The organism is Levilactobacillus spicheri DSM 15429 (assembly GCF_001435095.1).
Lineage (GTDB): Bacteria > Bacillota > Bacilli > Lactobacillales > Lactobacillaceae > Levilactobacillus > Levilactobacillus spicheri.
This window is the reverse complement of sequence record NZ_AZFC01000001.1, coordinates 22,834-47,120: the sequence shown is the minus strand read 5'-3', so window position 1 is coordinate 47,120 and position 24,287 is coordinate 22,834. Positions and strand designations below refer to the sequence as shown.

Here is a 24,287-nt window from a genome sequence, read left to right as displayed (position 1 = left end):
AATAGGCAGACAAATCGCGCATCGTTCGCCGCGATTTGTCTGCCTATTTTTTTAGCATCCGGGTGCTTAGAGCCGGCTGTTGTAGATCAAAAAGCTGATGTAGCAGTTCTCGCCTTCCGGTAGGTCGTAGCCGGTGTTGGTGTTTGATCCGTCGTTTTCGTGGAGGACCACGAATTCACCGGAGCCATAATCTTGTTCGTTTAAGTACTTGGCCAGGCGGTCGTCACATTCAGCCAGGGTCTTGCCAGTCACGACGCGGCGGTTCCAGCCACGGTGGATGACCTCGTTTGGATTCATCATACTGCTCATCTCCATCAATTTTTGTCCGGGAAACCGGGTCCGTGTGGTTAAGCGGTTCCATCCGGGCGACTACCTTCATCATAGCAAAGTTCGGGGGACGACATCAACCAATTGGTTAGCCCCGTTTATAAAAATGTAACAGACATAAGGCGAAACCTCTAGTATAATAATTAAATGCGCGCTTTTCGGCGGCAGCAGGCATAGGAAAAATTAGGAGGATTTGAGTCTTGTTACATAATTTAATCGCAGAATTCATGGGTACGGCGCTCATGATCATTTTTGGTGTCGGCGTTCACTGTAGTTCGGTTCTGAAGGGGACCAAGTACCGGGGCTCTGGCCATATTTTTGCCATCACGACTTGGGGATTCGGGATCAGCATTGCCTTGTTCATCTTCGGCAACGTCTGCATCAACCCCGCCATGGTCTTGGCACAATGCTTATTAGGCAATCTCAAGTGGAACGCCTTCATCCCATACTCCGTGGCGGAAGTCTTGGGTGGGGTCATCGGGTCCTTCATCGTGTACATCATGTACGCCGACCACTTTAAGGTCTCGGCCGACGAAATCTCGCCGATTACGATTCGGAACCTCTTCTGTACGGCGCCCGCTGTGCGGAACCTGCCCCGGAACTTCTTCGTCGAATTCTTCGACACGTTCATCTTTATCTCGGGGATCCTGGCTATTTCCGAAGTCAAGACGCCCGGCATCGTGCCAATCGGTGTCGGTCTGTTGGTCTGGGCCATCGGGATGGGGCTCGGGGGTCCGACTGGATTCGCCATGAACCTCGCCCGGGACATGGGCCCACGGATCGCCCACGCCCTACTGCCACTGCCCAATAAGGCGGACAGCGACTGGCAATACGGCATCATCGTACCCGGCATCGCGCCCTTCGTTGGCGCCGCTTGTGCCGCTTGGTTCATGCACGGTTTCTTCGGAATCGGGTAGTTTAAAGAACTAGGCACGACGCATCGTGTTGGTTAACATGAGTGATCGCTAAGGTTATCGGTGGGATGACCAGTAAAACAGCATGAAAAAGTCTGAAGCAGGCTGTCACTGCAAAGGTCGTTAAGGCCCCGAGCAGCGGCAACCTGCTTTTTTGATAGCGTGCCGGCCACCGCTGTTGCTGGTCAGCACGGTGTTAGGATTACTGAACATTCTACTGGGGCACGGTACCCCAGTACTTGAGTCGTGTTGGGGGGGCATTATAGCCTGAAAAAAGGATAGTGGAATCGTATGTCATGGTTATGCCACTGTGTCAGCAAAACAGAGGCGACTTGATGGCCGTGGTGAAATTGATGTTAGCTGGCGTTCTTAGCCAGCTTACATCAAGGCCGAGCTTCGGAGACCCGCGATTTTTGCGGGGCTTCGAAGTCGTGCCCACCTCGGCCAGCTTGCTCGCCGGCGTGGCGCGAAGGTTATCAGTGGAGTGACAAGTAAAACAGCATGAAAAAGGCGTCTGACCGCATGATGGGTCAGACGCCTTTTGGCATGTTCGTAAAGGTTAGTGGGCGTTGAGGATCCAGAGGAACCCGACGAAGACCACGGCCAGACCGTACATCATCGGGCCGACTTCCTTACCGCGCTTAGCGGCGATCATGGTCAGTGGGTAGGTGATGAATCCCAGTGCAATCCCGTCAGAGATACTGTAGGTCAGTGGCATGCCCAGCACGATCAAGAAGGCGGGCGCTGCGACTTCGAACTTTTCCCAGTGGATGTTCTTAAGGGATTGGGCCATCAAGACCCCGACGATGATCAGGGCGGGTGCCGTCACTTGGCTGGTCACCACGGCCAGCAGTGGAGAGAAGAAGGCCCCGAAGATGAAGAGAATCCCGGTCACGATGGCGGTAAAGCCGGTCCGACCACCCACGGCGATCCCCGCGGAGGATTCCACGAAGGCGCCCATTGGCGAGGTCCCCAGTAAGGACCCCACGACCATGGTACTGGAATCGGCCATCAAGGCCTTTCCGATCCGGGGCAGCTTGTTGTTTTTAACTAACCCGGCTTGTTCGGCCAAGCCGACCAGCGTCCCGGTGGTATCGAAGAAGGTGACCAGTAAGAAGGTCAGCACGACCACGGCCAGTTGAAGCGTGTTGATGCTGCCGACGTGGGTCAGCCCCACCATGAAGGTTGAGCTGATGCTGGGCACTCCGGAGATGATCTGTTTAGGCATCGGAATCAGACCGGTTGCCAAGCCCAAGACGGAGTTAGCAATCATCCCGATAAAGATGGCCCCGGGAATCCGGGCGCTCATCAGGATCAGGGTCACCAGCAGCCCGAAGATGGTCAACCAGGTGCTGCCGACGTGTAAGGAACCCAGCGTCAGGAAGGTCGATTTATCCGCTTGGACCAGGCCCCCTTCACTGAGCCCGATGAAGGCGATAAACAACCCAATCCCGGCACTGATGGCCATCTTGAGGTCCCGTGGGATGGCGTCGACCACCATTTCCCGCAGCTTGAAGGCCGTCAAAATCATGAACAGGATGGAGGCCACGAAGACGCCGGCCAGCGCCGTCTGCCACGGCACCTTCATGCCGATGACCACGGAGTAGGCGAAGAAGGCGTTGATCCCCAGGCTTGCCGAGATGGCGATGGGGTAGTTGGCCAGGATACCCATCAGGAAACACCCGAAGGCGGAAGCGAAGGCCGTCGCCGTGAAGACGGCGCCCTGGCTGATGCCGGAAGCCCCTAAGACTTGGGGGTTGACGAACAGGATGTAGGCCATGGAAACGAAGGTGGTTAAGCCGGCCAATATTTCAGTCTTGAAGTTTGTGCCGTTCTCTTGGAAATGGAAAAAGTCTGCGATGCGTTGCATATGAATGCACTCCTTAAAGCAATTAGTAGAAACCGAACATTCTGGTTAATCGTTCGGATTTTATCCCTTAATCAATACTTATAGAGTATAGCATAGCCACAAAAAGATAACAATCACGAATTTATATTAATTTTAAAATAATAAAGTTCGTTATTAAACGCAAACTGATTAAATGCAGTCGAAAAAGGCTCGGGGAACGGTGCGTTTTCTGCATCGTTCCCCGAGCCGGGATGGGTCTTTATTAAGGGTTAATCGGGATCGGCCAGAGACTTGCCACTAGTGGTGGACTTGAAGCCGCTGAAGGCCTGGTCGATGGTCTGATACTCGGCCGCCGTCAGGGTCACGTCCAGCGCCTGGGCGTTGGCCTCGACCTGGCTGGCGCGCTTGGCACCGGGGATGACCACGCTGACCAGTGGATCCTGCATGTACCAGGCTAAGACGGTCTGGGCGACGGTGGCGTCGTGGGCCTGCGCAATTGGCCGAACCTGGTCGATGGCCTTGAGCGCGGCGCTGTACCGGGGTTCCTGGAAGTCGCTGATCTGGCTGCGGATATCGTCGGCCGGGAAGTTGACCGCTTGGTCGTACTTGCCGGTCAACAGGCCGGAAGCCAGTGGGAAGTACGGCACGAAGCTGATCTGATGGTCCTTCAGGTACGGCATCAGGTCGGCCTCGTGGTCCCGGTGCAGCAGGCTGAACTCGTCTTCGACCACGTCCACGTACCCGTCGGCGTTGGCTTCCTTGACCTGTTCGAGGCTGAAGTTCGAGACCCCGATGGCCCGAATCTTTCCCTGTTCCCGCAGACGTTGCAGCGCGCCGACCGCTTCGGCCTTTGGCGTTTGCTTGTCGGGGAAGTGGATGTAGTAAATGTCCAGGTAATCGGTGTTCAGGCGTTTTAAGCTGGCCTCGACCTGGGCGGTGAGAAAGTCAGGGGTGTTGTTGATGACCTGCTCGCCGGAGGAGAAGTCCTGCGCGCCCTTGGTGGCCAGGGCGAAGCTGTGCCGGTCGAAGGCGTGCATGGCTTGACCCACCAGCTCTTCGGAGTGCCCCAGCCCGTAAACGTAGGCGGTATCGAGCAACTTGATGCCGTGGTTGAGCCCCGCCGTGACCAGCTGGAGCCCGTCCTCATCCTTCAAGTTGGGGAAGAGGTTGTACCCGCCGACCGCGTTGGTCCCGAGACCTAAGGCAGTGGCTTGAACGTCGGATTTACCAATTGTGACCATTTCGTGTGACATCGAAATCCCTCCTATAATATGAAACCGGATACAAATCTACGTTCATCATACCAGATTCTCGAAAGCGGGGAAAACATTCGTTGGATTTTTTCACGAATACCTGCCGCGGCCCCCGTGCTTTCTGGTACACTGGACCTTAAAGACAAGGAGTAAATGATATGACAACCTATTTAATCATCGGGGCAAACGCCATTGCCCAAACGGTCGCCCGCCAGGTGCTCACGGATCCGGCGGCCACGGTGCGGGTGGTGCACGCCGCCGATCAGTCCTTACCGGCCGATTTAGCCGCCCAAGTCACGGAGATTGCGGGGGACCTGCATCAGGCAGCGACCTACGTACCGGCCTTGCAGGACCGGCCCAGCGTTTTCTCGGCGTTGACCGGGGTCGACGTAGACTGGGCGTTCGAGGAGCTCTTCGACGCGCAGTACCACCAGCAATTGCCGCTGACCCGCTTCATCATGCTGAGCACCGCCGGGGTCGACGACGAGGTCACCGGTGAGCTGACCTATCCGGGGATTTCCGACGTGAAGGAATACCTGAACCAGCAGCGGTACGCGGCCAAACAGGTCGATGAGGCGGAATTTCCGTACACGATTCTGCGGCCCGTGACGTTGACGGATGAGCCGGCCCAGACGCCGACGCTGATCGACGAGGGCCAGCCGGTACCGGCGGGAACTGTTTCACGTGAAACAGTAGCTGGGGTCGCGGCCGACCTGTTGATCCACGGGGGCCACGATTACCAGTCACTGGCGATTTGCCAGTCAATTCATTAAGTTTACGCGAATCCGATGAAATTGCGGTCATCGGCGGGACTTCTTTGTTAGAATAAACTGTGCGGGGGTGAATGAAATGGCCTTGAATATTAGTGACCAGCAACTTGAGGTGGTTCGCGAGCGGATTGGGGAAGCTAACCAGCGCGCCCACTTTGTGATTTTTCAGTCGATTGAAAAGGCATCCGGCAAGGTGTTGCGGTTGATCACCGACATCGACAGCTTCCGGACGATTCAGGAACAGCACCAGGGTGACGCTCAGATGGCGATCATCCAGGACATTGTTCCGATTACCGATACGTTGGCTCGCTGGGCGGTCGCCGAGAATATGGCGGCCCAACAGCAGGATAACGCCGAGGTCCTAGCCGATTTGGAAAAGTATACGAACGCCGTCTTAAAAGAAAATCACCAAGCCGAGAATACCGGTGAAGATGACGACTAAATCGCAGCTGCCAGGGATGGTGGGCTGCTTTTTTTTGCAATTTTTAAAGTCGAAGATATGCCATGATTCGGAGCAATTAACGATAATAGCAAATCAGATTTGATACGATGAGCACTGTTCTAATAGGAATGTAACCGCTATCTAATAAATATAGATTGTGAATAACTATTCATGGTATTCTTTATTTAGTGAAGGAGGGTAACATTATGAAGAAATTACATATTGCAATGGTGACTATGGTTTCATCGATGGCAGCGCTATGGATGATGACGGATCCAGCTTTAGGTTGTACTACCGTATTAGTGGGGAAGAGTGCCTCGACGGATGGGTCGACCATGATTGCTCGGGATGAGGATGCGCATACGGCCTGGACGAAGCGGTTCGTGGTTCATCCGCAGACGAATAATGGCGCGACAACATATCGGTCGGTAGGGAATGACTTTACAATGACCCTCCCGAAAACACAACAACGCTACACTGCCACGCCGGATTGGACGTCTGAGGACGGAACCTATGGCGAAGACGGGATTAATCAAAACAATGTCGCAATGAGTGGTACGGAATCCTCTGAGAATAACCAGAAAGCTGCTAAGGCAGATCCGTATGTGAAGAACGGGATTAGTGAAGACTCGATGTTAGATGTCGTGCTTCCGTTTATTGATTCTGCAAAAGACGGGGTATTACGCTTAGGACAAATTGTTGAAACAAAGGGAGCTGCTGAATCTGACGGCATCATTTTCTCCGACAAAAATGAGATTTGGTACATGGAAATTGGTTCTGGCCATGAATGGGCAGCCGTTCGGGTCCCAGATAACCAATACGCCGTGATTCCTAACCAGATGATGATTGGTAAGCTTAACTTGAAAGATACTAAAAACTACTTATCATCACCGAATTTACAGGGATTTGTTAAAAAACATCAACTTAAGTCATACAGGAATAAACAAGTTAATTTCTCAGCAGCGTTTGGAACCAACAGTAAGAGTGACGCTCAGTATAATCGACCACGGGTCTGGGATGGACAACGAATTTTAACGCCTAGCAAGAAACAGACGCCTCAACAAAAGCATTTTGCGATGTTTATGAAGCCGGATAAAAAAATTAGTCGGCAAAAAGTGGGCCAAGTTCTCGGCTTACATTTTAACGGGACTAAGTACAACTCGACTGGCAAATGGACTAAAGAGTATCGGCCAATCAACGTGCCGACAAATATGGAATCCCACATTATTCAATTTCGGCAGAATGTTCCAGCCGCTATTTCTGGAATTCAATGGATTGCACTAGCATCACCAGATACCAGTGTGTATGTACCGTTCTATACGACGATTACGGATACACCGGCGCAATACAAGATTGGGACGGATCATTATGACAGTCAGTCGGCAGCTTGGACGTATAAGCAGACGAAGGTACTGGTCGATCCGTACTACAATGAATTTGTGAAGAAGTACGTCCGGCCAGCTCAAGCAACGACGAATCAAGAACTGCAAGCTAATCTGAATGCTTCGGATCAAAAGGCCAAGAGTATCACAAACTCAACGGATTTGGCCGCTTATCTGACAGCAAGTAATGCAACTCAGGCAGATTTAGCCCAAAAGAACTTTACGACGCTTAATGCAAAATTAATGGAAGCAGCAACTGCCAAGACGCCGATTAAGCACAAAGCAAACCTATAAATTATGCTAAGAATGATCCTTTCGATAGTCTGAAATAGGGCTACTAAGGGGTCATTTTTATGATGGTGCTAATTTCCTAGTCGTTTGGACGACATGAACCACTGCATTTAGCGGAACAGAGGCGACTTGATGGTCGTGGTGAAATTGATGTTGGTCGGGGTTTTTACCCGGCCTACATCAAGGCCGAGCTTCGGAGACCTGTGGGTTTCAGGGCTTCGAAGTCGTGCCCACCACGACCATCTTGCTCGCCGGCGTGAAGCGAAGATTAGCGGCTATCATGGGACACTTTTACGGCCTTTTTTCTTCTAAAAATGAAACACCCTTATTGACCCCATCCCACCGAAAACCTGCTAAACTAAAGATACTTTAGGGGAAACCTTTTGAGGAGGGGTCATCATGAAGAGACACGATTTTTGGCAAGGCTTGGTCGCCGCGGCGGCCGTCGTGGGGCTGTTCGGTGGATTCGGGACGGTTGCGCAGGCCAAGAGCACGGCCAAGACGGTCACGTTTGGTCAGCTGACCAACCATAATACGCACCGCTTGGCGGCGATTCGGCAGGCGGCCCGGCAACAGATCCTGACCCAGACGCACGCGAAGAGCCGGCGCGTGGCGGCCGTGTACCAGGTCAAGCTCCCGCACCACATGACGAAGAAAGCCACGTTGACGGCGAACGGGGTGAAGATGAACCTCTTGGCCAACAGTTTCAAGGTCAAATCGATCACGATTCCGTACACCCAATTACGGGGGAAGATCCTGAACCGCTACATTCCCAAGGCGGACCGGACCAAGGCCGTGAAGGGCAAAGTCGTGGCGCTGACCTTTGATGACGGGCCGGACCCGACCTTGACGCCGAAGCTGTTGAAAATCTTGAAGAAAAATCACGTCCACGCGACCTTCTTTGAGGTGGGGCAGAGCGTCAGCCGGTACCCGAAGATCAGTCGGGCCGTGCTGGCGGGCGGCAACGAGTTGGGCAACCACTCGTGGAACCACCCCGACTTCAACAGCATCGGAACGGCCAAGACGGTCAACCAGGTTATGCGGACCAACCGGGACATCTACGCCGCGACCGGGCAACTACCGCAGTACGTCCGGCCACCATACGGCAACATCACGGCCGCGGAAGGACGGGCCATCGAGCAGCCAATCATTCGCTGGTCGGTCGATTCCCGCGACTGGTCGTACCTTAACAAGCAGAAGGATATTAATTCGGTCATGCGGGCCACGCGCAACGGGTCAATCGTGTTGATGCACGACATCCACGCGCCCTCGGTCGCCGCGGTGCCGACGATTATTCATAAGCTGAAGGCCAAGGGTTACCACTTCGTCACGGTCAGCCAGCTTTACAATAATCAGGCGTTGCCAGGTCTCCAGTACTTTGGTGCCGGGGATTACCGGGTCGCCGGACGGTAACCACTCATGAAAATCAGCAAGTAAACGGATCGTCACCGGCGGTCCGCTTTTTGTTGGCGTCAGGGACGTTCTTTTATAAAATAATTAATACCCGGATTAATTCGTGATCTGACCTGTCTATTTATTCGGAAACCTGCTAAACTAAAAATTATCAGAAATCGGGGAGCGAACAAGGGGGATATTTGAAAATGAGGGGAACACGAATCGTTATGGGGCTGGTGACCTTGGTTGCGGCCAGCCTACTGGGCACGGCGCCCACGGTCGGGGGCAACCTACCCGCAAAACAGGTCGCGATTGAGGCGGCGAAACGCAGCGAACGGGTGGTGACGCTGGGCCAGCTGACGGGGCATGATCGGAACCGTTTCGCCGCGGTCCAGCAGGCGGCCCGCCAGCAGTTGCTGACCCAGACGCACGCGGCGGTGGCGGCGGTCGAACACGTCGGGGTGCCGACACAACCGACCGTCACGGCCAGCCTGACCCAGCAGGGGGTTCGGGTACCCCTGACACCGGCAATCCGCGGGGTACGGGAACTGGTGATTCCGTACCGGCGATTGACGGGGAAGATTCAGAATCGCTACTTACCGGCCGCCCAGCGCGCCACACCGGTCGCCGGGAAGGTCATCGCGCTCACGTTTGACGACGGGCCCGACCCGAAGCTGACGCCGAAACTCTTGAAAATCCTGAAGCAGGCGCACGTCCACGCAACCTTCTTTCAGGTCGGCAAGAGCGTGGTCAAGTACCCGCAGCTCAGCCGGGCAGTCCTAGCCGCGGGACACGAGCTGGGGAACCATTCGTGGGACCACCCGAACTTTGCGGCGGTGGGGACGCGGCAGGCGGTGCGCCAAGTCGCCCGGACCAACGCCGCCATTTACCACGCGACCGGTCAGCTGCCGACCTACGTGCGCCCACCGTACGGCGCCATTACCCGGGCCGAGGGACGGGCCATCGCCCAACCAATTATTCGCTGGTCGATCGACTCGCGGGATTGGGCGTACCTGAACCGCCAGAAGGACGTCCAGTCGGTGGTCCATGCCGCGCAGAGTGGGGGCATCGTGCTGATGCACGACATCCACGCCCAGTCGGTTGCCGCGGTGCCGGCGATCATCAAGCAATTGACGGCCAAGGGGTACCGGTTCGTGACGGTAGGCCAGCTGCTCGGTCAAAATACGTTACCGGGATTGGAATATTTTGAACGGGGCGATCACCGGGTGGCCGGAAGTTAAAAGAGCAATCGAAAAAGCGCCTGGGACGGTGATTGGCCGTCTCAGGCGCTTTTGGTCGTTGCTTAGAAATTTGTAAGTCAGTCGTTACGCTAAAAATTGTTCGGCGAGCTTTTGGTAAACGTGTTGGACGTGGGCGAAGAGGTCCAGGTCGACCGATTCGTTGGTCGAGTGGGCGGCACTCCATTCGCCGGCCCCGTAAACGGCGACCGGGAAGTGGTGCGCCGACTTGGTGAACTCGGAGGCGTCGGTCGCACCGTGAATCACCTGCCGCTGGATGGGGTGGCCAAACTCGTCGTCGGCGATGGTTTTGACCAGCTCCAGTAAGAGTGCGTGGATGTCGCTGATGATGGGCTTGAAACTGTAGTCCACGTGGAGCGTCAGGTGCACGTCGGGTTCCTGGTTCAGTTGGTCGACGACCTCGTGGAGCCGCTGAATCACGGCGGCGTTGTCGAATTCGGGGATCGGCCGAATGTTCCCTTGCAGTTCGGCGTTGGCCGGAATACTGTTGACCTGTTCGCCGCCCTTGAAGACGGTCACGTTGTGGACTAGGGGCCCCAATTCGGGACTGACCGGGGCGTTGTCGAAGGCCGTCTTTTCGGCCGTGACGAATTTGATCAGGTTGGTGATGGCGTTGATGCCCTTTTCCGGCATGGAGCTATGGGCGCCCTTCCCCTGACAAAAGACGTGGTAATTGAGCGACCCGTTGTGGGCGTAGACTAGGTTGCCGCCGGTGGGTTCCCCGATGACCAGGCCGCTTAAATCGTCGGCCAGGCCTTGCTCGGTCAGTATCCGGGAGCCCATGGCCCCGTTTTCTTCCCCCACGGTCCCGATGAACCGTAGGCGTCCCTTGAGCGGCGTGTGGGCGTCGGCCAGGTTGATGAAGGTGATGACCATTCCGGCCAGACCACTCTTCATGTCGGCCGCGCCCCGCCCGTAGAGCACGTTATTTTCCACGTGGGCGTCAAACGGCGGGAACTGCCAGTTGGCCGGGTCGCCGGTTGCCACGGTGTCTAGGTGGCCGGATAACGCTAAGACCTTGTCGCTTGTGGTGTCGCCAATTTCGGCGACCAGATTGCTCCGGCCGGGTGCGTAGGGGATGAGGCGACTCTCGATGCCGTGGTTGGCAAAGAGCTTTTTGATGTAGTCGGCCACGGCGGCTTCGTTGCCATTGACCGAGTTGAGACTGACTAAGTGTTGTAGGATTTGAAGTTGTTCGCTAGATTGCATAGGTGCAAGCCCGCTTTCTCATCATTTTTTAATCTCGTGTATCCTCAGTGTAGCACGCGAGCCGGGGTGGGGAAAGCGGACAATAACGTTTTTCATAGCGAATTTCCAATCTTGCGTGAACGTACGTTCGTTTCGAGAAAGAACTATGCTAAAATGAACGCAACGAGAAAAAATAACGGAGGGTCGGCTTATGAGTTTACAGTTTGTCTTGGGGAGCGCGGGAATGGATCACCGGCGACCACTGGTTGACGCGTTGGCGCAACAGGTCCAGCAGCACCCGGATGACCAGGGGTATTACCTGGTTCCCAACCATATTAAGTTTGAAACTGAAGTGGACGTTTTGGCGGCGCTGAAGGCCCAGTTAGCGGCGGACCAGCCGTTATTTGCCCAGACGCAGGTCCAGGTCTTTTCGTTTACGCGGCTGGCCTGGTTCTTCATGAAGAATGAACCGATCTATCAGCTGCCCCGGATCTCGCCGGCCGGGCTCAACATGCTGATCTACCAGATCATCCAAAGCCACGCCGATGAGCTGACCATCTTTCGGGGAGAGGTCACCCGGCCGGGCTTCATTAGCCAACTGACCGCCCAGCTATCGGAGTTTCGGGTGGGTCAGGTGACCGCGGCCGACCTGACCACGGCCATCGACCAGTTGGCCCCCAGCAACGCCGATCTGCAAGCCAAGCTGCACGACCTGCTGATCATCTATGAGGCGTTCGAGACCCAGATGGCGGGGAAGTACGTGGCCAATACGGACCTATTGAACCAGTTAGCGGACTTTTTGACGACACAGGTCGATTTGAGCCACGCCCACTTCTACCTGGAAGGCTTTTCGCAGCTGAGTGCGCAGGAACGGCAACTGGTGACGGTGCTGATCCAGCGAGCCGCCAGCGTGACCGTGGCGCTGAACCTGGACAAGGCCGCGCCCCAGACGCTCCCGGACCCCACGGCCCTGTTCTTTCAGTCGGCCAAGTTATACCAGCAGCTATACGCCAGCGCCCGGGCGAACCGGGTCCCGGTGATGGTCGACCAACGGGCCCAGACGCCCCGGGTGTCGGCCGACCTGTTAGCGTTGGACCAGTACTGGCAGGCCAGCACCGCGGTCGATCAACGCCCGCAAGAGGTGACCACGCCGCCGACCAATATTCGCGTGGTCCAGGCCACCAGTCGCTACGCGGAGGTGGCCCACATCGCGACCACGATTCGCCAGTTGGTCGCCAGCGGGAAGTACCGCTACCGCGACTTCTTGGTGACGACCCGGCACCTGGACGCCTACCAGACAGTGTTGGCGCCGATTTTTAACGCGCAGGCGATCCCCTACTTCGACGATGCGGACGTGCAGATGGCCGACCACCCCTTCGTGGAGCTGATCAACGCGCTCTTCGACGTGGACCGGCGCAATTACCGGTATGCGGACGTCTTTCGGGTCTTGAAATCCGAATTGCTGCTGCCCCAGGACGACCAGGGGGAGCCGATGCCGATTGAGGCCTACCGCCAGGCGGTCGCGTTGACCGAGAACCTGGTGCTGAAGAACGGGTATCAAGGCAAGCGTCGCTGGGGCCAGGACGAGGACTGGCAGTACACCCGCTTCTCCGCGGGGGACGACAGTGTGCAGACCACCCGCGACGACCAGTTGACGGCGCAGATCAATCAGATCCGGCACTTTGTGAAGCAGACCCTGCCGCCGTTCTTTGCCCAACTTAAGGGGGCAAAGACTTACACGGATGCGGCCGCCGTTTTGTACCAATTCTTGGCCAACCACGGCGTCACAAGCCGGCTGATGGCCTGGCGGGACCAGGCGATTGACGATGGTGACCTGATGCGGGCCGGCCAACCCGAGCAGACCTGGACCACGTTCTGCCAGATGTTGGATGAATGCCATACCATCCTGGGACCCTTGCCGTTTGACCAGACAGACTTCCAGGCACTCTTACAGACCGGGTTTGCCGGCGCTAAATTCAACCAGATTCCCTCGACCCTGGACCAGGTGTCCGTGTCCGAAAGCGGGCTGGTCCAGGCGAACAACCGGAAGGTGACCTTCTTGATGGGGGCCACCGCGGATACCATGCCGGATAACCAGGTCCCGAATACCCTGTTAGCCGACAGCGACCGGCAGGACCTGGGCGAACAGCTGCAAACCACGGACAGTAACGCCTACTTGCGGGACGACGCGGCGACCCAGCTGGCGGGGGAACCCTACCTGAACTACCTGGCCTTTCTGAGCGGCAGTGAGACGCTGGTCTTCAGCTATCCGGCGGCCAGCGACGAGAGTAGCGGCCTGGAGATTTCGCCCTACGTGGCACGGATTCAGGAACACTTCCACCTGCCGACGGAGACGTTACCCGCCACGCCGGCGGCCGATGCGACGGCCATTTTACCGTTCGTGGGGACCCGCCGGACCACCTTGCGCCACCTGGTGCAGGCTAGTCACGATAGCCAGGTCCGCGAGGTGCCCCTGTCGCCGGCGTGGCTGTACGTCTTACGTCTGTTGCGGCAGGACCCGAACTACGGGGACCTGACCACCAAGCTTCTGGGAAGTCTGACCTACCGGAACGTGCCCCAACAACTGACGCCGGACATCGTGACCCAGCTGTACGGCAACCGGATCAGCACCTCGATCTCCAAGCTGGAGGAGTATTACGCGAACCCGTACGCCTACTTCCTGAAGTACGGTCTGCGACTCCAAGAACGGGACGTCTTTGAGCTGTCCCCGGCCAGCACCGGGGAGTTCTTCCACGCCACGTTGGACGGGTTGATCAAACTGATCAACCAGCAGGAGCTGAACCTGGCCGACCTGGATGACCAACAGATGGCCGAGATGATCGACGAGGTCACGGCGAAGGTGCTCGATACCACGGAGAACCCGCAGTTTGCCATCCTGGAGAGTTCGGAACGGATGACCTACATTCGCCACCAGCTGATCAAGACCATGCATCAGATGGGCCGGACCCTGCACGAGCAAAGCAAGCGGACCCGGATGCGGCCACGGCGAACCGAGCTGCAGTTTGGCTTGGGAGACCAGCACGGCCTGCAACCGCTGTTGTTCGACCTAGATGCCGATCGGCCGCAAGACGACCAGGTGCCGCACCGGGAGGTCATGGTCCGGGGCCGCATCGACCGGTTGGATGCCTTGAAGCTGGCTGACAAGACCTTCCTGGGCATCGTGGACTACAAGAGTTCGGAGCACCAGTTTAACTACCAAAACGCCTACTACGGGCAGGCCATGCAGATGCTGACCTACCTGGATGCGGTCAAGCAGAACCTGACCGCGCTGGTCGACCAGCACGAAGCACCATCGACGGAACTGGCTGGAGCCGTGTACCTGCACCTGCAGAACCCGATCTTAAAGGCGGGGGATGTGCTGGGACAGGACCCGCTGGCCGCGTTATTGAAGGCGGAACAGTACCAGGGGCTCCTGCTCAACGACCTCGACTTTTTGGACCACATCGAAGAGTGGCTGAAGGGCGGCAAGTATTCGCAACTCTTCCGGGGCCTGCGCAAGACGGCCAAGGGCTACTCGTCGGATAAGCTGGTCACACCGGCGGAATTGGATAACCTGCTGGCCCACACGGAACACCTGATCAAGCGGGCCGCCAGTGAGATCCTCGACGGGCAGCTGGACCTGGCCCCCGTGCGGGAACAGAACCGCACGGCGTTGCAGTTCTCGCCGTACAAGTCGATCATGCAGTTTGACCCACTGTTACCGGAAAACAACTATCACGATTTAACCAGTCTCAAGAAGGCCGACGTGATGGCCTTGATTGAGGAAGAGAAGACGCAGAACGCGGCGGCCGAGATGGCGGCCATCAAGCGTGCGGAACGGGAGGCCCATGATGAGCGATAAATTTAAGTACACCCCCAGCCAGGAAAAGGCAATCTTTCAACGCGGGACCGACCTGTTAGTGTCCGCCTCGGCCGGGTCGGGGAAGACCCGGGTCCTGGTCCAACGGGTGATTGAACACCTGAAGGCCGGCACCGGGATCGACCACATCCTGATTGTGACCTTTACCAAGGCCGCGGCGGCGGAGATGCGGGACCGGATTCAGACGGCCCTGCGGCAGGAGCTGGCGGCCAATCGGGGGGATAGCGAGCAGCAACAGTTCTACCTGCGCCAGCTGAACCTCTTGCCGGTGGCGGACATCAGCACGCTGGACGCCTTTTGTCTCCAGCTGCTCCAACACTATTACTACATTATTGATTACGATCCGGTCTTTCGGTTGTTGGCGGACACCACGGAAAGTGAGCTGCTGCGCGATGAGGTCTGGACGGACCTGCGTGAGCAGCTCTACGCCGACGACACCGACGGTCAGTTTGCCCGGGTCACCGAGAACTTCTCGGGCGACCGGAACGACCAAGGGCTGACGGACCTGGTTCAACGGGTCTACACGTTTGCGGACGCGGCGCCCGACCCGGACGCCTGGTTGACCCAGTTGGCGGCGGCCTACACGCTGGACGCGGACCATTTGCCGGACACGACCTTCTACCGGGACCGACTCCAGCCGCTCTTAGTTGACCAGGTGGGGCAGCTCCACGCGGATCTGACCAGTGCCTTAGAACTGGCCGAGAATGCCGGGTTGGAGAAGCAGATCACCTACCTGAACACCCAGTTGGACCAGGCCCAGAACCTGCGGGACCTGGTGCAGACGGGGAGTTGGAACGACCTACGTGCGGCCGTCTTGGCGTATAACTGGGGCCGCTTGCCGTCGATTCCCAGCAAGAGCGAGGACCACCCGACCTACGTGGAATTGAAGGCCTACCGGGACTCGGCCAAGAAACAACAGGAGTCGTTGGTGAAGACCTACTTCTTACAGAGTGAGGGGGACGCGATGGCCACGATTCGGGAATCCGGGAAACTGGTCACGGAGCTGGCCCGGGTCGTGACGGCCTTTCGGCACGCCTACTTGGCGGAAAAGCAGCGGCGGCACGTCCTGGACTTCGCCGACGTTGAACACGCGGCGCTTCAAATCTTAACCCAGGACACGGCCGATTCGCAGCACGTGCGGCAACAGTTACAGCACCAGTACAGCGAGATCATGGTCGATGAATACCAAGACACCAACAGCCTGCAGGAGGCCATCCTGTCGGCCATCGCCCAGCCGGAACCCCATGGGAACCGGTTCATGGTGGGTGACGTCAAGCAGTCGATCTACCGCTTCCGGCAGGCCGACCCAACGCTGTTCATGGCCAAGGCCGACCGTTATGCCACGGGGCAGGCGGGCGACGTCATTACGCTGGCCGAGAACTTCCGGTCGATGCGTAACGTGGACGACTTCACCAACTTGATCTTTAAGCAACTGATGGACCGTAAGTTGGGGGAGATCGACTACCAGGGCCCGGCGCTCCTGAAGTATGGGGCGACCTATTACCCGGACGACCTGAAGAGCCCGGCGGAATTGCTGGTCTATTTAACGGACCAGCAGGCGACCACCGATGACGGCGAAGCCATGGACGAGACCTTCCAGGTGGACGATAAGCACCAGGGTGAGGTCCTGATGGTTGGTAAGAAGATTCAGGAACTCATCGCCGAGCAGACACCCATCTACGACCGCGACCTGAAGACGACGCGGCCCATCGACTATCGCGACATCACGTTGTTGACGCCCACCCGGTCGAACAACCTGATCATCACCGATGAGCTGAAACACCTGGGGATTCCGGTCGTGGTCAACGACGCGCAGAACTACTTCAAGACCACCGAAATCCAGATTATGATGGCCCTCCTGCGCATCATCGACAACCCGTACCAGGACATTCCACTGGTGGCCGTGTTGCGCTCGCCCATCGTGGGCCTCAACGAAAACGAGTTGGCGTTGTTGCGGATCAACCAGCGGACCGGCGACTACTATCAGGCGGTCCTGCACTTCGAGCAGACCTACAGTGACGATGCCGCCAGCGACTTTCAACAGCGGGTCCACCAGAAGGTCGCACACTTCTTGGAGCAACTCCGCGACTTCCGTAACGTGGCCCAACAGAACGAGCTGGTCACGCTGATTTGGCGCATCTACCAGGAGACCGGCTTCCTGGACTACGTCGGCGGGATGCCGGCGGGTGAGCAGCGGCAGGCCAACCTGCACGCGTTGTACGAGCGGGCCCAGAGCTATGAACACAGTAGCTTCAAGGGACTCTTCCAGTTCGTGCGCTTCGTCGAACGGCTGCAGGAACGGGACGACGACCTGGCGAGCGCGGCCGTTCAGACGGCGGATAACGCGGTGTCGGTCATGACGATTCACGGGAGCAAGGGGCTGGAGTTTCCCGTGGTCTTCCTGATGGACGCCTCACGGCAGTTCAACCGGCAGGACCAACAAGGGACCTACGTGCTGAGCGCCAAGGACGGCATCGGCATCGACTACCTGGACACGCAGAGCCGCATCCAGGTGCCGACGCTGCAAAAGCTGGTCACGGCCCGGGCGATTAGCCGGGCCAGCCTGGCCGAGGAGATGCGGAAGCTGTACGTCGCGTTGACGCGGGCCGAATCACGGCTATTCATCGTGGGGTCGCACAAGACTCAAGAAGAGGCGCTCAAAAGCTGGCAACAGGCCTTTCAAAGCCCGAACCTGGTGCTGAACGCGACCTCCCGGGAGAAGTCGACCCAGGCCAATTACCTGGACTGGATTGGCATGTGCCTGATGCGGACGCCCCAGGCGCAGGACTTGCGGGAAGACCAGCCGGCCCTGGGGGCGTTGGCCGGGGATGCGGCCGACTTTCGGGTCAGTTTCGCCACGGCCAGTGACCTGGCGCCGACCACGCCGGTGACCCAGGCGGCCGCCGATTGGCTGCACCAGACCAGTGAGGCCGCCCAGCAGGTGACCGAAACGGCGGTCGCGGGGGATCAGTTGAAGACCATCATGGACTTTCAGTATCCCCACCAGGCGGCCACGGTCACCACGGCCTACCAATCCGTCTCCGAGGCCAAGCGTTTGTTCGAAGACCCGGACAACGCGCGCATTGGGGAGAGTCAGCCGACCGCGGCCGGCCAACAGCGCGGTCGCCGGTTCGTGACCCACGACTTCGCCCGGCCGGAATTCCTGCAGACGGTGCGGGAACCCTTACCGACGGAGATCGGAACGGCGACCCACCTGGTCTTACAACAGTTAGACGTCAGCACCGCTCCTAGCGAGGACAGCGTGCAGACCCTGATCGACCGGCTCGTGGCCGACAAGGTGCTGACGGCCGAGGTGGCGGCCCGGATTCAGGTGCCGACGATTCTGCGGTTCTTTGCCGGAAAGTTGGGGCAGCGCATCCTGGCGCACCCAGAGCAGTTACATCGGGAAGTACCGTTCTCGCTCCTGATGCCGGCGAAAAGCCTGTTCCAGGACTTCCGCGAACAAGACTCGCAGGTCCTGGTCCACGGGATCATCGACGGGTACCTGACCACGGCCGACGGGATTCTTCTCTTCGATTACAAGACCGATCACGTGAATACCGACCGGTTGGCGGCCAGTCAGGAGAAACTGGTGAACAAGTACGGGGGGCAACTCAACCTGTACGCTACGGCGTTACACCAGATGACCCAGCAACCCGTGCTGGAACAGTACCTGTACCTCTTGTCGGTTGGGGAACTCGTGGCGGTTCCGCGGCGAGAACTGATCACCGATACACCATCCAAGTAACCAGATAAACGAACGCGTCATCGTCAGGAGCTCTGACGGTGGCGCGTTTTTTGTAATCAGTGGAAGCTGTCGATTGCTTTCGCTCATGTTTAGTCCGGAAAACATCAGTCGGCAGCACGACAAGCTGATACTTATCACCGTTTTCCGACCAATTAGCAGAATGCGTGATTAATTGGCCAAAAATATGCCGAATATTTTATGCCAAAAAGAGATAAAAAGTTTCAATTGCCCCCGAAAAGCGGGAATATTGCGGTCATCACCGGTCGCACCGGGCAAAAATCTCTAAGGGAAGGCCCTTAATTCCTCCCTAAATATTCCCGATCGTATATAAAAATCGTCCTAAAATATGCCAATCCTAGATAAGCGACTTCCGCATTTTACCGTGTAGGCGCTGGTCAAAAAGGGCGCTAAACGCCGTGAGGTCGGTCTTCGCGTTGCTCCGGGCAGGTGGGCATGCTATGCTTTCTCTTGTAAAACGTGTGAAAAACCAAACAAGCAATTATTCCTACTAGCCAAGAGCCAACCTAAAACCAGTTTCTATCTCACGTTTATACATGATTAGTTTCTGGAGCATTTCTCTAATCTCTTTTAAAGTGAGGAGCATTATTATGACGAACAATTATACCCATGAAAAATCAGGCTACACGATGACCACGGTCGCCGAAGAAGCCGCCCGGTGCTTACTGTGCCACGACGCCCCGTGTTCCAAGGCCTGCCCGGCCAACACCGACCCAGCCAAGTTCATCCGCAGCGTGCGGTTCCGGAACATCAAGGGCGCCGCGGACACCATCCGGACCAACAACGCCTTGGGAGCCATCTGTGCGCGGGTCTGCCCGACCGAAAAGTACTGTGAACTGGCCTGCTCCCGGAGTGGGATCGATACCCCGATCGACATCGGTGGGATTCAACGCTACGTCACCGATTTCGAACAACAAGCCAAGATGGACATCCTCGAAAAGGGCCCAGCGAACGGCTTGAAGATCGCCATCGTCGGGAGTGGCCCGGCCGGCTTGCAGTCCGCCACGACCTTACTCGAAAAAGGCTACGCCGTGGACATCTTCGAAAAGAACACCAAGCCCGGTGGTTACCTGACCTACGGGATTCCAGAATACCGCTTGCCACAAGACATCGTGGACTACGAAATCAAGCGGATCACGAACCTGGGGGCCAACCTGCACCTGAACACGGCCATTGGTGAAGACATCACCATGGACCAGTTGAAGGCCGACTATGACTCCGTGATCTTGGCCGTCGGGGCCAGCGAAGCCAAGATGTTGCCAATGTTTGACGGTAACGCCTACACCGAATCCGCCGTGGACTTCCTGGCCCGCGTCAAGGACGCCCAAGGCCAGATCAGCGATGTTCCCGAAAACGCCGTCGTTATCGGTGGTGGGGACGTTGCCATGGACGTGGCCACGACCCTGAAGCGGTTAGGCACCAAGAACGTGACCGACATGGCCTACGAAGAATTCGATGAATTCCGCGCCTCCAAGAAGGAATTGGCGGGCACCCGTGAAGCCGGCGTGACGCTGGTGGACGGCTACGTGCCAACGGCCATTGACGGCAACGAAGTGACCTTCAAGCACCGGAACATCGACGCCGAAATGACGATCAAGGCCGACAAAATCATCCTGGCCATTGGTCAACAGGTCAACACCGACAAGTTGGGCATTACCACGGAACACGGCGAAGTGTCCTTCATCGGTTACCGGACGGACGACCCGAAGGTTTACGTGACCGGCGATATCGCGCACGGCGACAAGACCGTTGTCTGGGCCGTACGGAAAGGGAAAGAAGTTGCTGAAGAAATCGACAACGCTTTAATGGGAGGTAACCGCAAATGATTAAGAAGGATTTAGGAATTGATTTTTTGGGTGTCCACTTTGAAAACCCATTCTGTCTTTCATCCTCACCCGTTGGGAACTGTTACGAGATGTGTGCCAAGGCCTTTGATGAAGGCTGGGGCGGGGTCGTCTTCAAGACGATTGGCCCGGAACACTTCAAGGTTGACGAAGTTTCTCCCCGGTTCGACGAACTGACCAAGGAAGGCACGCCTTTCGTGGGGTTCAAGAACATGGAACAAATTGCGGAACACAGTTTACAGGAAAACCTGGACGACCTGGCCCACTTAAAGCGCGACTACCCAACCAAGATCGTGATTGCCTCCATCATGGGGACCAACGAAGAAGACTGGGTGGAACTGGCCAAGTTAGTCACCGACGCCGGGGCCGACATGATCGAAATGAACCTGTCCTGCCCACAGATGACCTCCCACGAGATGGGGTCCGACGTCGGGACCAACCCCGAATTAGTCAAGAAGTACTGTGAAGCCGTTAAACGCGGGTCCGACCTGCCAATGATGGCCAAAATGACGCCGAACATCACCGACATGGTACCCGCTGCCAAAGCGGCCATGGCCGGCGGTGCCGACGGGATTGCGACGATCAACACCGTGAAGTCCATTTCGAATCTGGACCTCGACAAGAAGGTCGCCTTGCCAATCGTCAACGGTAAGTCCTCCATCTCCGGGTTCTCCGGGAAGGCCGTGAAGCCGATCGCCCTGCGGTTCATCCAACAACTGCGGGTCGCCGCTGGCCTGGAACAACTGCCAATCTCCGGTATCGGGGGCATCGAAACCTGGGAAGACGCCGTTGAGTTCATCCTGTTGGGCTCCACCACGTTACAGGTCACCACGGCCGTGATGCAGTACGGGTACCGAATCGTGGAAGACATGAAGAACGGGCTGATGCACTACATGGACGAACAAGGGGTCGACCACCTGTCCGACCTGGTTGGCTTGGCCAACAAGAACATCCTGCCCGCCGAAGACCTCGACCGGGACTACAAGGTTTACCCGAAGATCGACTGGGACAAGTGTATCGGTTGTGGCCGGTGCTTCGTTTCCTGCTTCGATGGTGCGCACCAAGCCATCACCTGGGACGAGAAGACGCGGCGGCCATCCGTCGACTACAGCAAGTGTGTCGGGTGTCAGTTATGTAACCTGGTATGCCCAGTGGGCGCCATCTCGACCGGCAAGATTGAAATGAAGCCGGGTCGGGAAGGCAAGATTGAAGACGTTGATATCGAATCCGTTCGTTTGACCCATTAGAAACGGCGCATTCCGCAACCAAGCAGTACGCTAACTTATTAACCCAAAAACCCAAAAAAATTCGACCAGCTGATTGGCTGGTCGGATTTTTTTGTGTGGGCAAACGGCGGGACTAAAAAGGAGCCGAGAACGGTCGTTCCGGGCTCCATAAGTGATTGATTGGACCACTTCGCGTTCAACTAATTGATTGAACGTGATCGATTCTGTCGACGGGTACCGTCTGGCGGATTATCACCCAATCCAAAACGTTAGTGACACCGTGGAAAAACGTAACCGCCACTCTGCGACAGCGACCGCTGATTTAACGCCGTTGCTTCTCCAGGGCCTTGAGCCGTTGCTTGGTCGCGCAGTTGTATTCGCAGGCGGCGCACCCGCCGTGCTTGCTGAACTGGAAGATGCGCCGAATCTGGCAGGCGGCACCGATGAGAATTGCAATGAGGACTAAAATACTGACAATAATTGACATGTGAACACCCTTCTTTCAGAGGAACAGCGACCCCACTTGGTAGATCAGAACGGCCAGGCCGTACGCAATCACAAAGCTGGAGCCAGCGGAATACACCATCCATTTCGTGGACCCCGTCTCGGCCTTGATGGTGGCCAACGTCGAGAAGCAGGGAATATAGAGCAGGATGAAGACCAGTAAACAGTACGCCGACAGGGGCGTGAACAACCCGCTGAAGGTGGCGACCAGGGCGGTCCGCCCCGTCAGGTGGAACAAGACAATCATGCTGGCCGTGATGATCTCCTTGGCCATGACCCCCGTTAAGAGGGCGCTCACGACCTCCCAGGACCGGACGCCCAGTGGGATGAACAGGGGGAGTAACAGCTTCCCCAGCGTTGCCGCCAGGCTCTGGTCGATGTCGGTCACCGGTCCGTGCCAGCTTAGGTTGGAGAGCAGCCAGATCAGCACGGTGCCGGCGAAAATCACGGTCCCGGCCTTTTTCACGAAGCCCTTGCCCTTGTCCCAGGTTCCCTGCAGGATGATGTCCAGCCGGGGAACGTGGTACTTCGGCAGCTCGATCATGAAGGTCGATGACCGTTTCAGGCGAAAGGCCAGCTGGTAGATCTTGGCCATGACCAGCGCCACGACGATGCCCAGAAAGTACAGCGACAGCACGATGACGGCTTGGTGTCGGCTGAAAAACGCGGCCACGAAGAGGCTGTAAATAGGCAACCGGGCGGAACAACTCATGAACGGGGAGATCAGGATGGTCACTAACCGCTCCTTGGGTTGCTCGATGGTTCGGGTGGCCATGACCCCCGTGACGTTGCAGCCGAAGCCGATGATCAGGGGGATAAAGGACTTGCCGTTTAACCCGATCATCTGCATCAGCCGGTCGGTCACCAGGGCGGCCCGGGCCATGTAGCCGGAGTCCTCGAGCGCGGAGATGCACGCGAAGAGCACGAAAATCTGGGGGACGAAGGTCAGCACGCCGCCCACCCCGTCCAGGATGCCGTTGACCAGCAGCGATTGCAGGAACGGCAACGTACCCCAGCTGCTCAGCAGGTGATTCGCGGTGGCCGTGACCGGTCCGCTCAGCCATGCGTTGAGCAGGTTCGAGGCCGGGGTCCCAATCCAGTCGAAGGACAGCTTGAACATCAGCCAGAAGATGCCGATGAAGATGGGGATTCCCAGCAGCGGGTGAGTGACCCACCGGTCGATCCGTTGGGTCAGCTGGTTGGGCTGCATGGCGGGATTCGGCCGGCGCGCAGCCTGAAGCGTCTGTTCGATGAAGGTCAGGCGGGTCTGGAAGATATGGTCTTCGAAGTTCTGCTGGTCGAAGGCAGCCGTCTGGTGCGTGAGCGCCGTGAGCTGCTGGCGCTGCGCGTAGTCCCGAATCGTCTGGTTCTGCGCCATGTACTGGATGATCAGCCAGCGCGTAAAGTCGCGCGGCAGCTCGGGATGCGTCGCCTGCAGCGCCTGCGTCGTGGCGTCGATGGCGTGCGCGACCGGCTCCGGATACGGCAACGTCAGGGCCGGCGAGACCGCCGAGTGGTCCAGCGATTGCAGGAGGTTGGCGTGCAGGGCCGCAATGCCCTGCTTGCTGCGCGCGTTGGTGCCCTTGACCTGGCAGTGCAGCCATTCGGCCAGCGTGGGCAGGTCGAAGAGAAACGGCGACTGTTGCAGGTCGTCGAGCATGTTCAGGGCCAGAACCACGGGGATGCCGGACTCCAGGAGCTCGATGGTCAGGAGCAGGTTGCGTTTGAGCTGGCCAGCGTTGGTCACGTTCAGGATCAGGTCGGGGTGGCCGGTCAAGAGGTAGTCGGTGGCCACGGCCTCGTCCTTCGTGAGCGGATTCAGGGAGTAGATTCCGGGCAGGTCGACCACCATGGTCTCGGAGTCGGTCAGCTGCCCCATCTTTTTCTCGACCGTGACGCCCGTCCAGTTGCCAACGTAGGCGTACTTATCGGTCAATTCATTAAAGAGCGTCGTTTTTCCGGTATTAGGATTTCCGAGCAGGGCAATCGTCGCCATG

16 protein-coding genes are annotated in these 24,287 nt (G+C 57.3%); 10 read left to right on the top strand and 6 right to left on the bottom strand.

The genetic code is table 11. The features are described from left to right. Window positions 1-66: 66 nt before the first annotated feature. Complete coding sequence (locus FD37_RS00185; RefSeq protein WP_045807307.1) at window positions 67-300, bottom strand: hypothetical protein; 234 nt, start codon at window positions 298-300, stop codon at window positions 67-69. 227 nt (window positions 301-527) lie between these two features. Between FD37_RS00185 and larD the strand changes: the two genes are divergently transcribed. After that, window positions 528-1,244: a D/L-lactic acid transporter LarD gene (larD, locus tag FD37_RS00180; RefSeq protein WP_045807306.1), complete on the top strand. Its 717-nt coding sequence runs from the start codon at window positions 528-530 to the stop codon at window positions 1,242-1,244. Between the two features lie 556 nt (window positions 1,245-1,800). Here larD and FD37_RS00170 read toward each other — a convergent pair. Continuing rightward, the gene (locus FD37_RS00170) at window positions 1,801-3,111 is read right to left on the bottom strand and encodes an NCS2 family permease (RefSeq protein WP_056962630.1); all 1,311 of its coding nucleotides are present in this window, start codon (window positions 3,109-3,111) and stop codon (window positions 1,801-1,803) included. A gap of 248 nt (window positions 3,112-3,359) precedes the next feature. Then, complete coding sequence (locus tag FD37_RS00165; RefSeq protein WP_056962628.1) at window positions 3,360-4,343, bottom strand: aldo/keto reductase; 984 nt, start codon at window positions 4,341-4,343, stop codon at window positions 3,360-3,362. 158 nt (window positions 4,344-4,501) lie between these two features. Here FD37_RS00165 and FD37_RS00160 point away from each other — a divergent pair, with 158 nt between their 5' ends. The 5 genes from FD37_RS00160 to FD37_RS00140 all read left to right on the top strand — a co-directional run bounded on the left by FD37_RS00160 (window position 4,502) and on the right by FD37_RS00140 (window position 9,864). Beyond that, window positions 4,502-5,116 (top strand): SDR family oxidoreductase, encoded by a 615-nt coding sequence (locus FD37_RS00160; protein WP_056962625.1) that lies wholly within the window; start codon window positions 4,502-4,504, stop codon window positions 5,114-5,116. Window positions 5,117-5,192: 76 nt separating this feature from the next. Continuing rightward, window positions 5,193-5,555, top strand: coding sequence for a hypothetical protein (locus FD37_RS00155; protein WP_045807302.1), 363 nt, complete (start codon window positions 5,193-5,195; stop codon window positions 5,553-5,555). 206 nt (window positions 5,556-5,761) lie between these two features. Next, window positions 5,762-7,231, top strand: a complete 1,470-nt coding sequence (locus tag FD37_RS00150; protein ID WP_056962623.1) for a C69 family dipeptidase — start codon at window positions 5,762-5,764, stop codon at window positions 7,229-7,231. Window positions 7,232-7,627: 396 nt separating this feature from the next. Further along, window positions 7,628-8,641, top strand: coding sequence for a polysaccharide deacetylase family protein (locus tag FD37_RS00145; protein ID WP_056962621.1), 1,014 nt, complete (start codon window positions 7,628-7,630; stop codon window positions 8,639-8,641). A 188-nt stretch (window positions 8,642-8,829) separates the two neighbouring features. After that, window positions 8,830-9,864: a polysaccharide deacetylase family protein gene (locus FD37_RS00140; RefSeq protein ID WP_056962619.1), complete on the top strand. Its 1,035-nt coding sequence runs from the start codon at window positions 8,830-8,832 to the stop codon at window positions 9,862-9,864. Between the two features lie 84 nt (window positions 9,865-9,948). Here FD37_RS00140 and FD37_RS00135 read toward each other — a convergent pair whose 3' ends face one another. Then, complete coding sequence (locus FD37_RS00135) at window positions 9,949-11,091, bottom strand: ArgE/DapE family deacylase (RefSeq protein WP_056962617.1); 1,143 nt, start codon at window positions 11,089-11,091, stop codon at window positions 9,949-9,951. A 190-nt stretch (window positions 11,092-11,281) separates the two neighbouring features. Between FD37_RS00135 and FD37_RS00130 the strand changes: the two genes are divergently transcribed. The 4 genes from FD37_RS00130 (at window position 11,282) to preA (ending at window position 21,807) form a co-directional block, all read left to right on the top strand. Next, window positions 11,282-14,932 (top strand): PD-(D/E)XK nuclease family protein, encoded by a 3,651-nt coding sequence (locus FD37_RS00130; protein ID WP_056962616.1) that lies wholly within the window; start codon window positions 11,282-11,284, stop codon window positions 14,930-14,932. After that, the gene (gene addA, locus FD37_RS00125) at window positions 14,922-18,698 is read left to right on the top strand and encodes a helicase-exonuclease AddAB subunit AddA (RefSeq protein WP_056962614.1); all 3,777 of its coding nucleotides are present in this window, start codon (window positions 14,922-14,924) and stop codon (window positions 18,696-18,698) included. The genes FD37_RS00130 and addA overlap by 11 nt, the downstream gene beginning before the upstream one ends. Window positions 18,699-19,306: 608 nt before the next feature. Continuing rightward, on the top strand, window positions 19,307-20,542 hold the full coding sequence (locus tag FD37_RS00120) for an FAD-dependent oxidoreductase (RefSeq protein WP_045807296.1): 1,236 nt from the start codon (window positions 19,307-19,309) through the stop codon (window positions 20,540-20,542). Continuing rightward, entirely contained in the window at window positions 20,539-21,807 is a 1,269-nt protein-coding gene (gene preA, locus FD37_RS00115) for an NAD-dependent dihydropyrimidine dehydrogenase subunit PreA (RefSeq protein WP_045807295.1), read from the top strand. Before FD37_RS00120 ends, preA begins: the two co-directional genes overlap by 4 nt. Window positions 21,808-22,108: 301 nt before the next feature. Here the strand turns inward: preA and FD37_RS12685 are convergent, their stop codons facing one another. Then, complete coding sequence (locus tag FD37_RS12685) at window positions 22,109-22,273, bottom strand: FeoB-associated Cys-rich membrane protein (protein WP_147007762.1); 165 nt, start codon at window positions 22,271-22,273, stop codon at window positions 22,109-22,111. Window positions 22,274-22,288: 15 nt separating this feature from the next. Next, a complete protein-coding gene (gene feoB, locus FD37_RS00110; protein ID WP_056962612.1) occupies window positions 22,289-24,286 on the bottom strand; it encodes a ferrous iron transport protein B in 1,998 nt (665 codons plus the stop codon). Window position 24,287: the final 1 nt, after the last annotated feature.

Coding starts and splice junctions, on each gene's coding strand:
- FD37_RS12685 (WP_147007762.1), bottom strand. CDS start 22,273: ATGTCAATTATTGTCAGTATTTTAGTCCTCATTGCAATTCTCATCGGT.
- FD37_RS00150 (WP_056962623.1), top strand. CDS start 5,762: ATGAAGAAATTACATATTGCAATGGTGACTATGGTTTCATCGATGGCA.
- FD37_RS00145 (WP_056962621.1), top strand. CDS start 7,628: ATGAAGAGACACGATTTTTGGCAAGGCTTGGTCGCCGCGGCGGCCGTC.
- addA (WP_056962614.1), top strand. CDS start 14,922: ATGAGCGATAAATTTAAGTACACCCCCAGCCAGGAAAAGGCAATCTTT.
- FD37_RS00120 (WP_045807296.1), top strand. CDS start 19,307: ATGACGAACAATTATACCCATGAAAAATCAGGCTACACGATGACCACG.
- FD37_RS00155 (WP_045807302.1), top strand. CDS start 5,193: ATGGCCTTGAATATTAGTGACCAGCAACTTGAGGTGGTTCGCGAGCGG.
- FD37_RS00185 (WP_045807307.1), bottom strand. CDS start 300: ATGATGAATCCAAACGAGGTCATCCACCGTGGCTGGAACCGCCGCGTC.
- FD37_RS00140 (WP_056962619.1), top strand. CDS start 8,830: ATGAGGGGAACACGAATCGTTATGGGGCTGGTGACCTTGGTTGCGGCC.
- feoB (WP_056962612.1), bottom strand. CDS start 24,286: ATGGCGACGATTGCCCTGCTCGGAAATCCTAATACCGGAAAAACGACG.
- FD37_RS00160 (WP_056962625.1), top strand. CDS start 4,502: ATGACAACCTATTTAATCATCGGGGCAAACGCCATTGCCCAAACGGTC.
- FD37_RS00170 (WP_056962630.1), bottom strand. CDS start 3,111: ATGCAACGCATCGCAGACTTTTTCCATTTCCAAGAGAACGGCACAAAC.
- FD37_RS00135 (WP_056962617.1), bottom strand. CDS start 11,091: ATGCAATCTAGCGAACAACTTCAAATCCTACAACACTTAGTCAGTCTC.
- preA (WP_045807295.1), top strand. CDS start 20,539: ATGATTAAGAAGGATTTAGGAATTGATTTTTTGGGTGTCCACTTTGAA.
- FD37_RS00165 (WP_056962628.1), bottom strand. CDS start 4,343: ATGTCACACGAAATGGTCACAATTGGTAAATCCGACGTTCAAGCCACT.
- FD37_RS00130 (WP_056962616.1), top strand. CDS start 11,282: ATGAGTTTACAGTTTGTCTTGGGGAGCGCGGGAATGGATCACCGGCGA.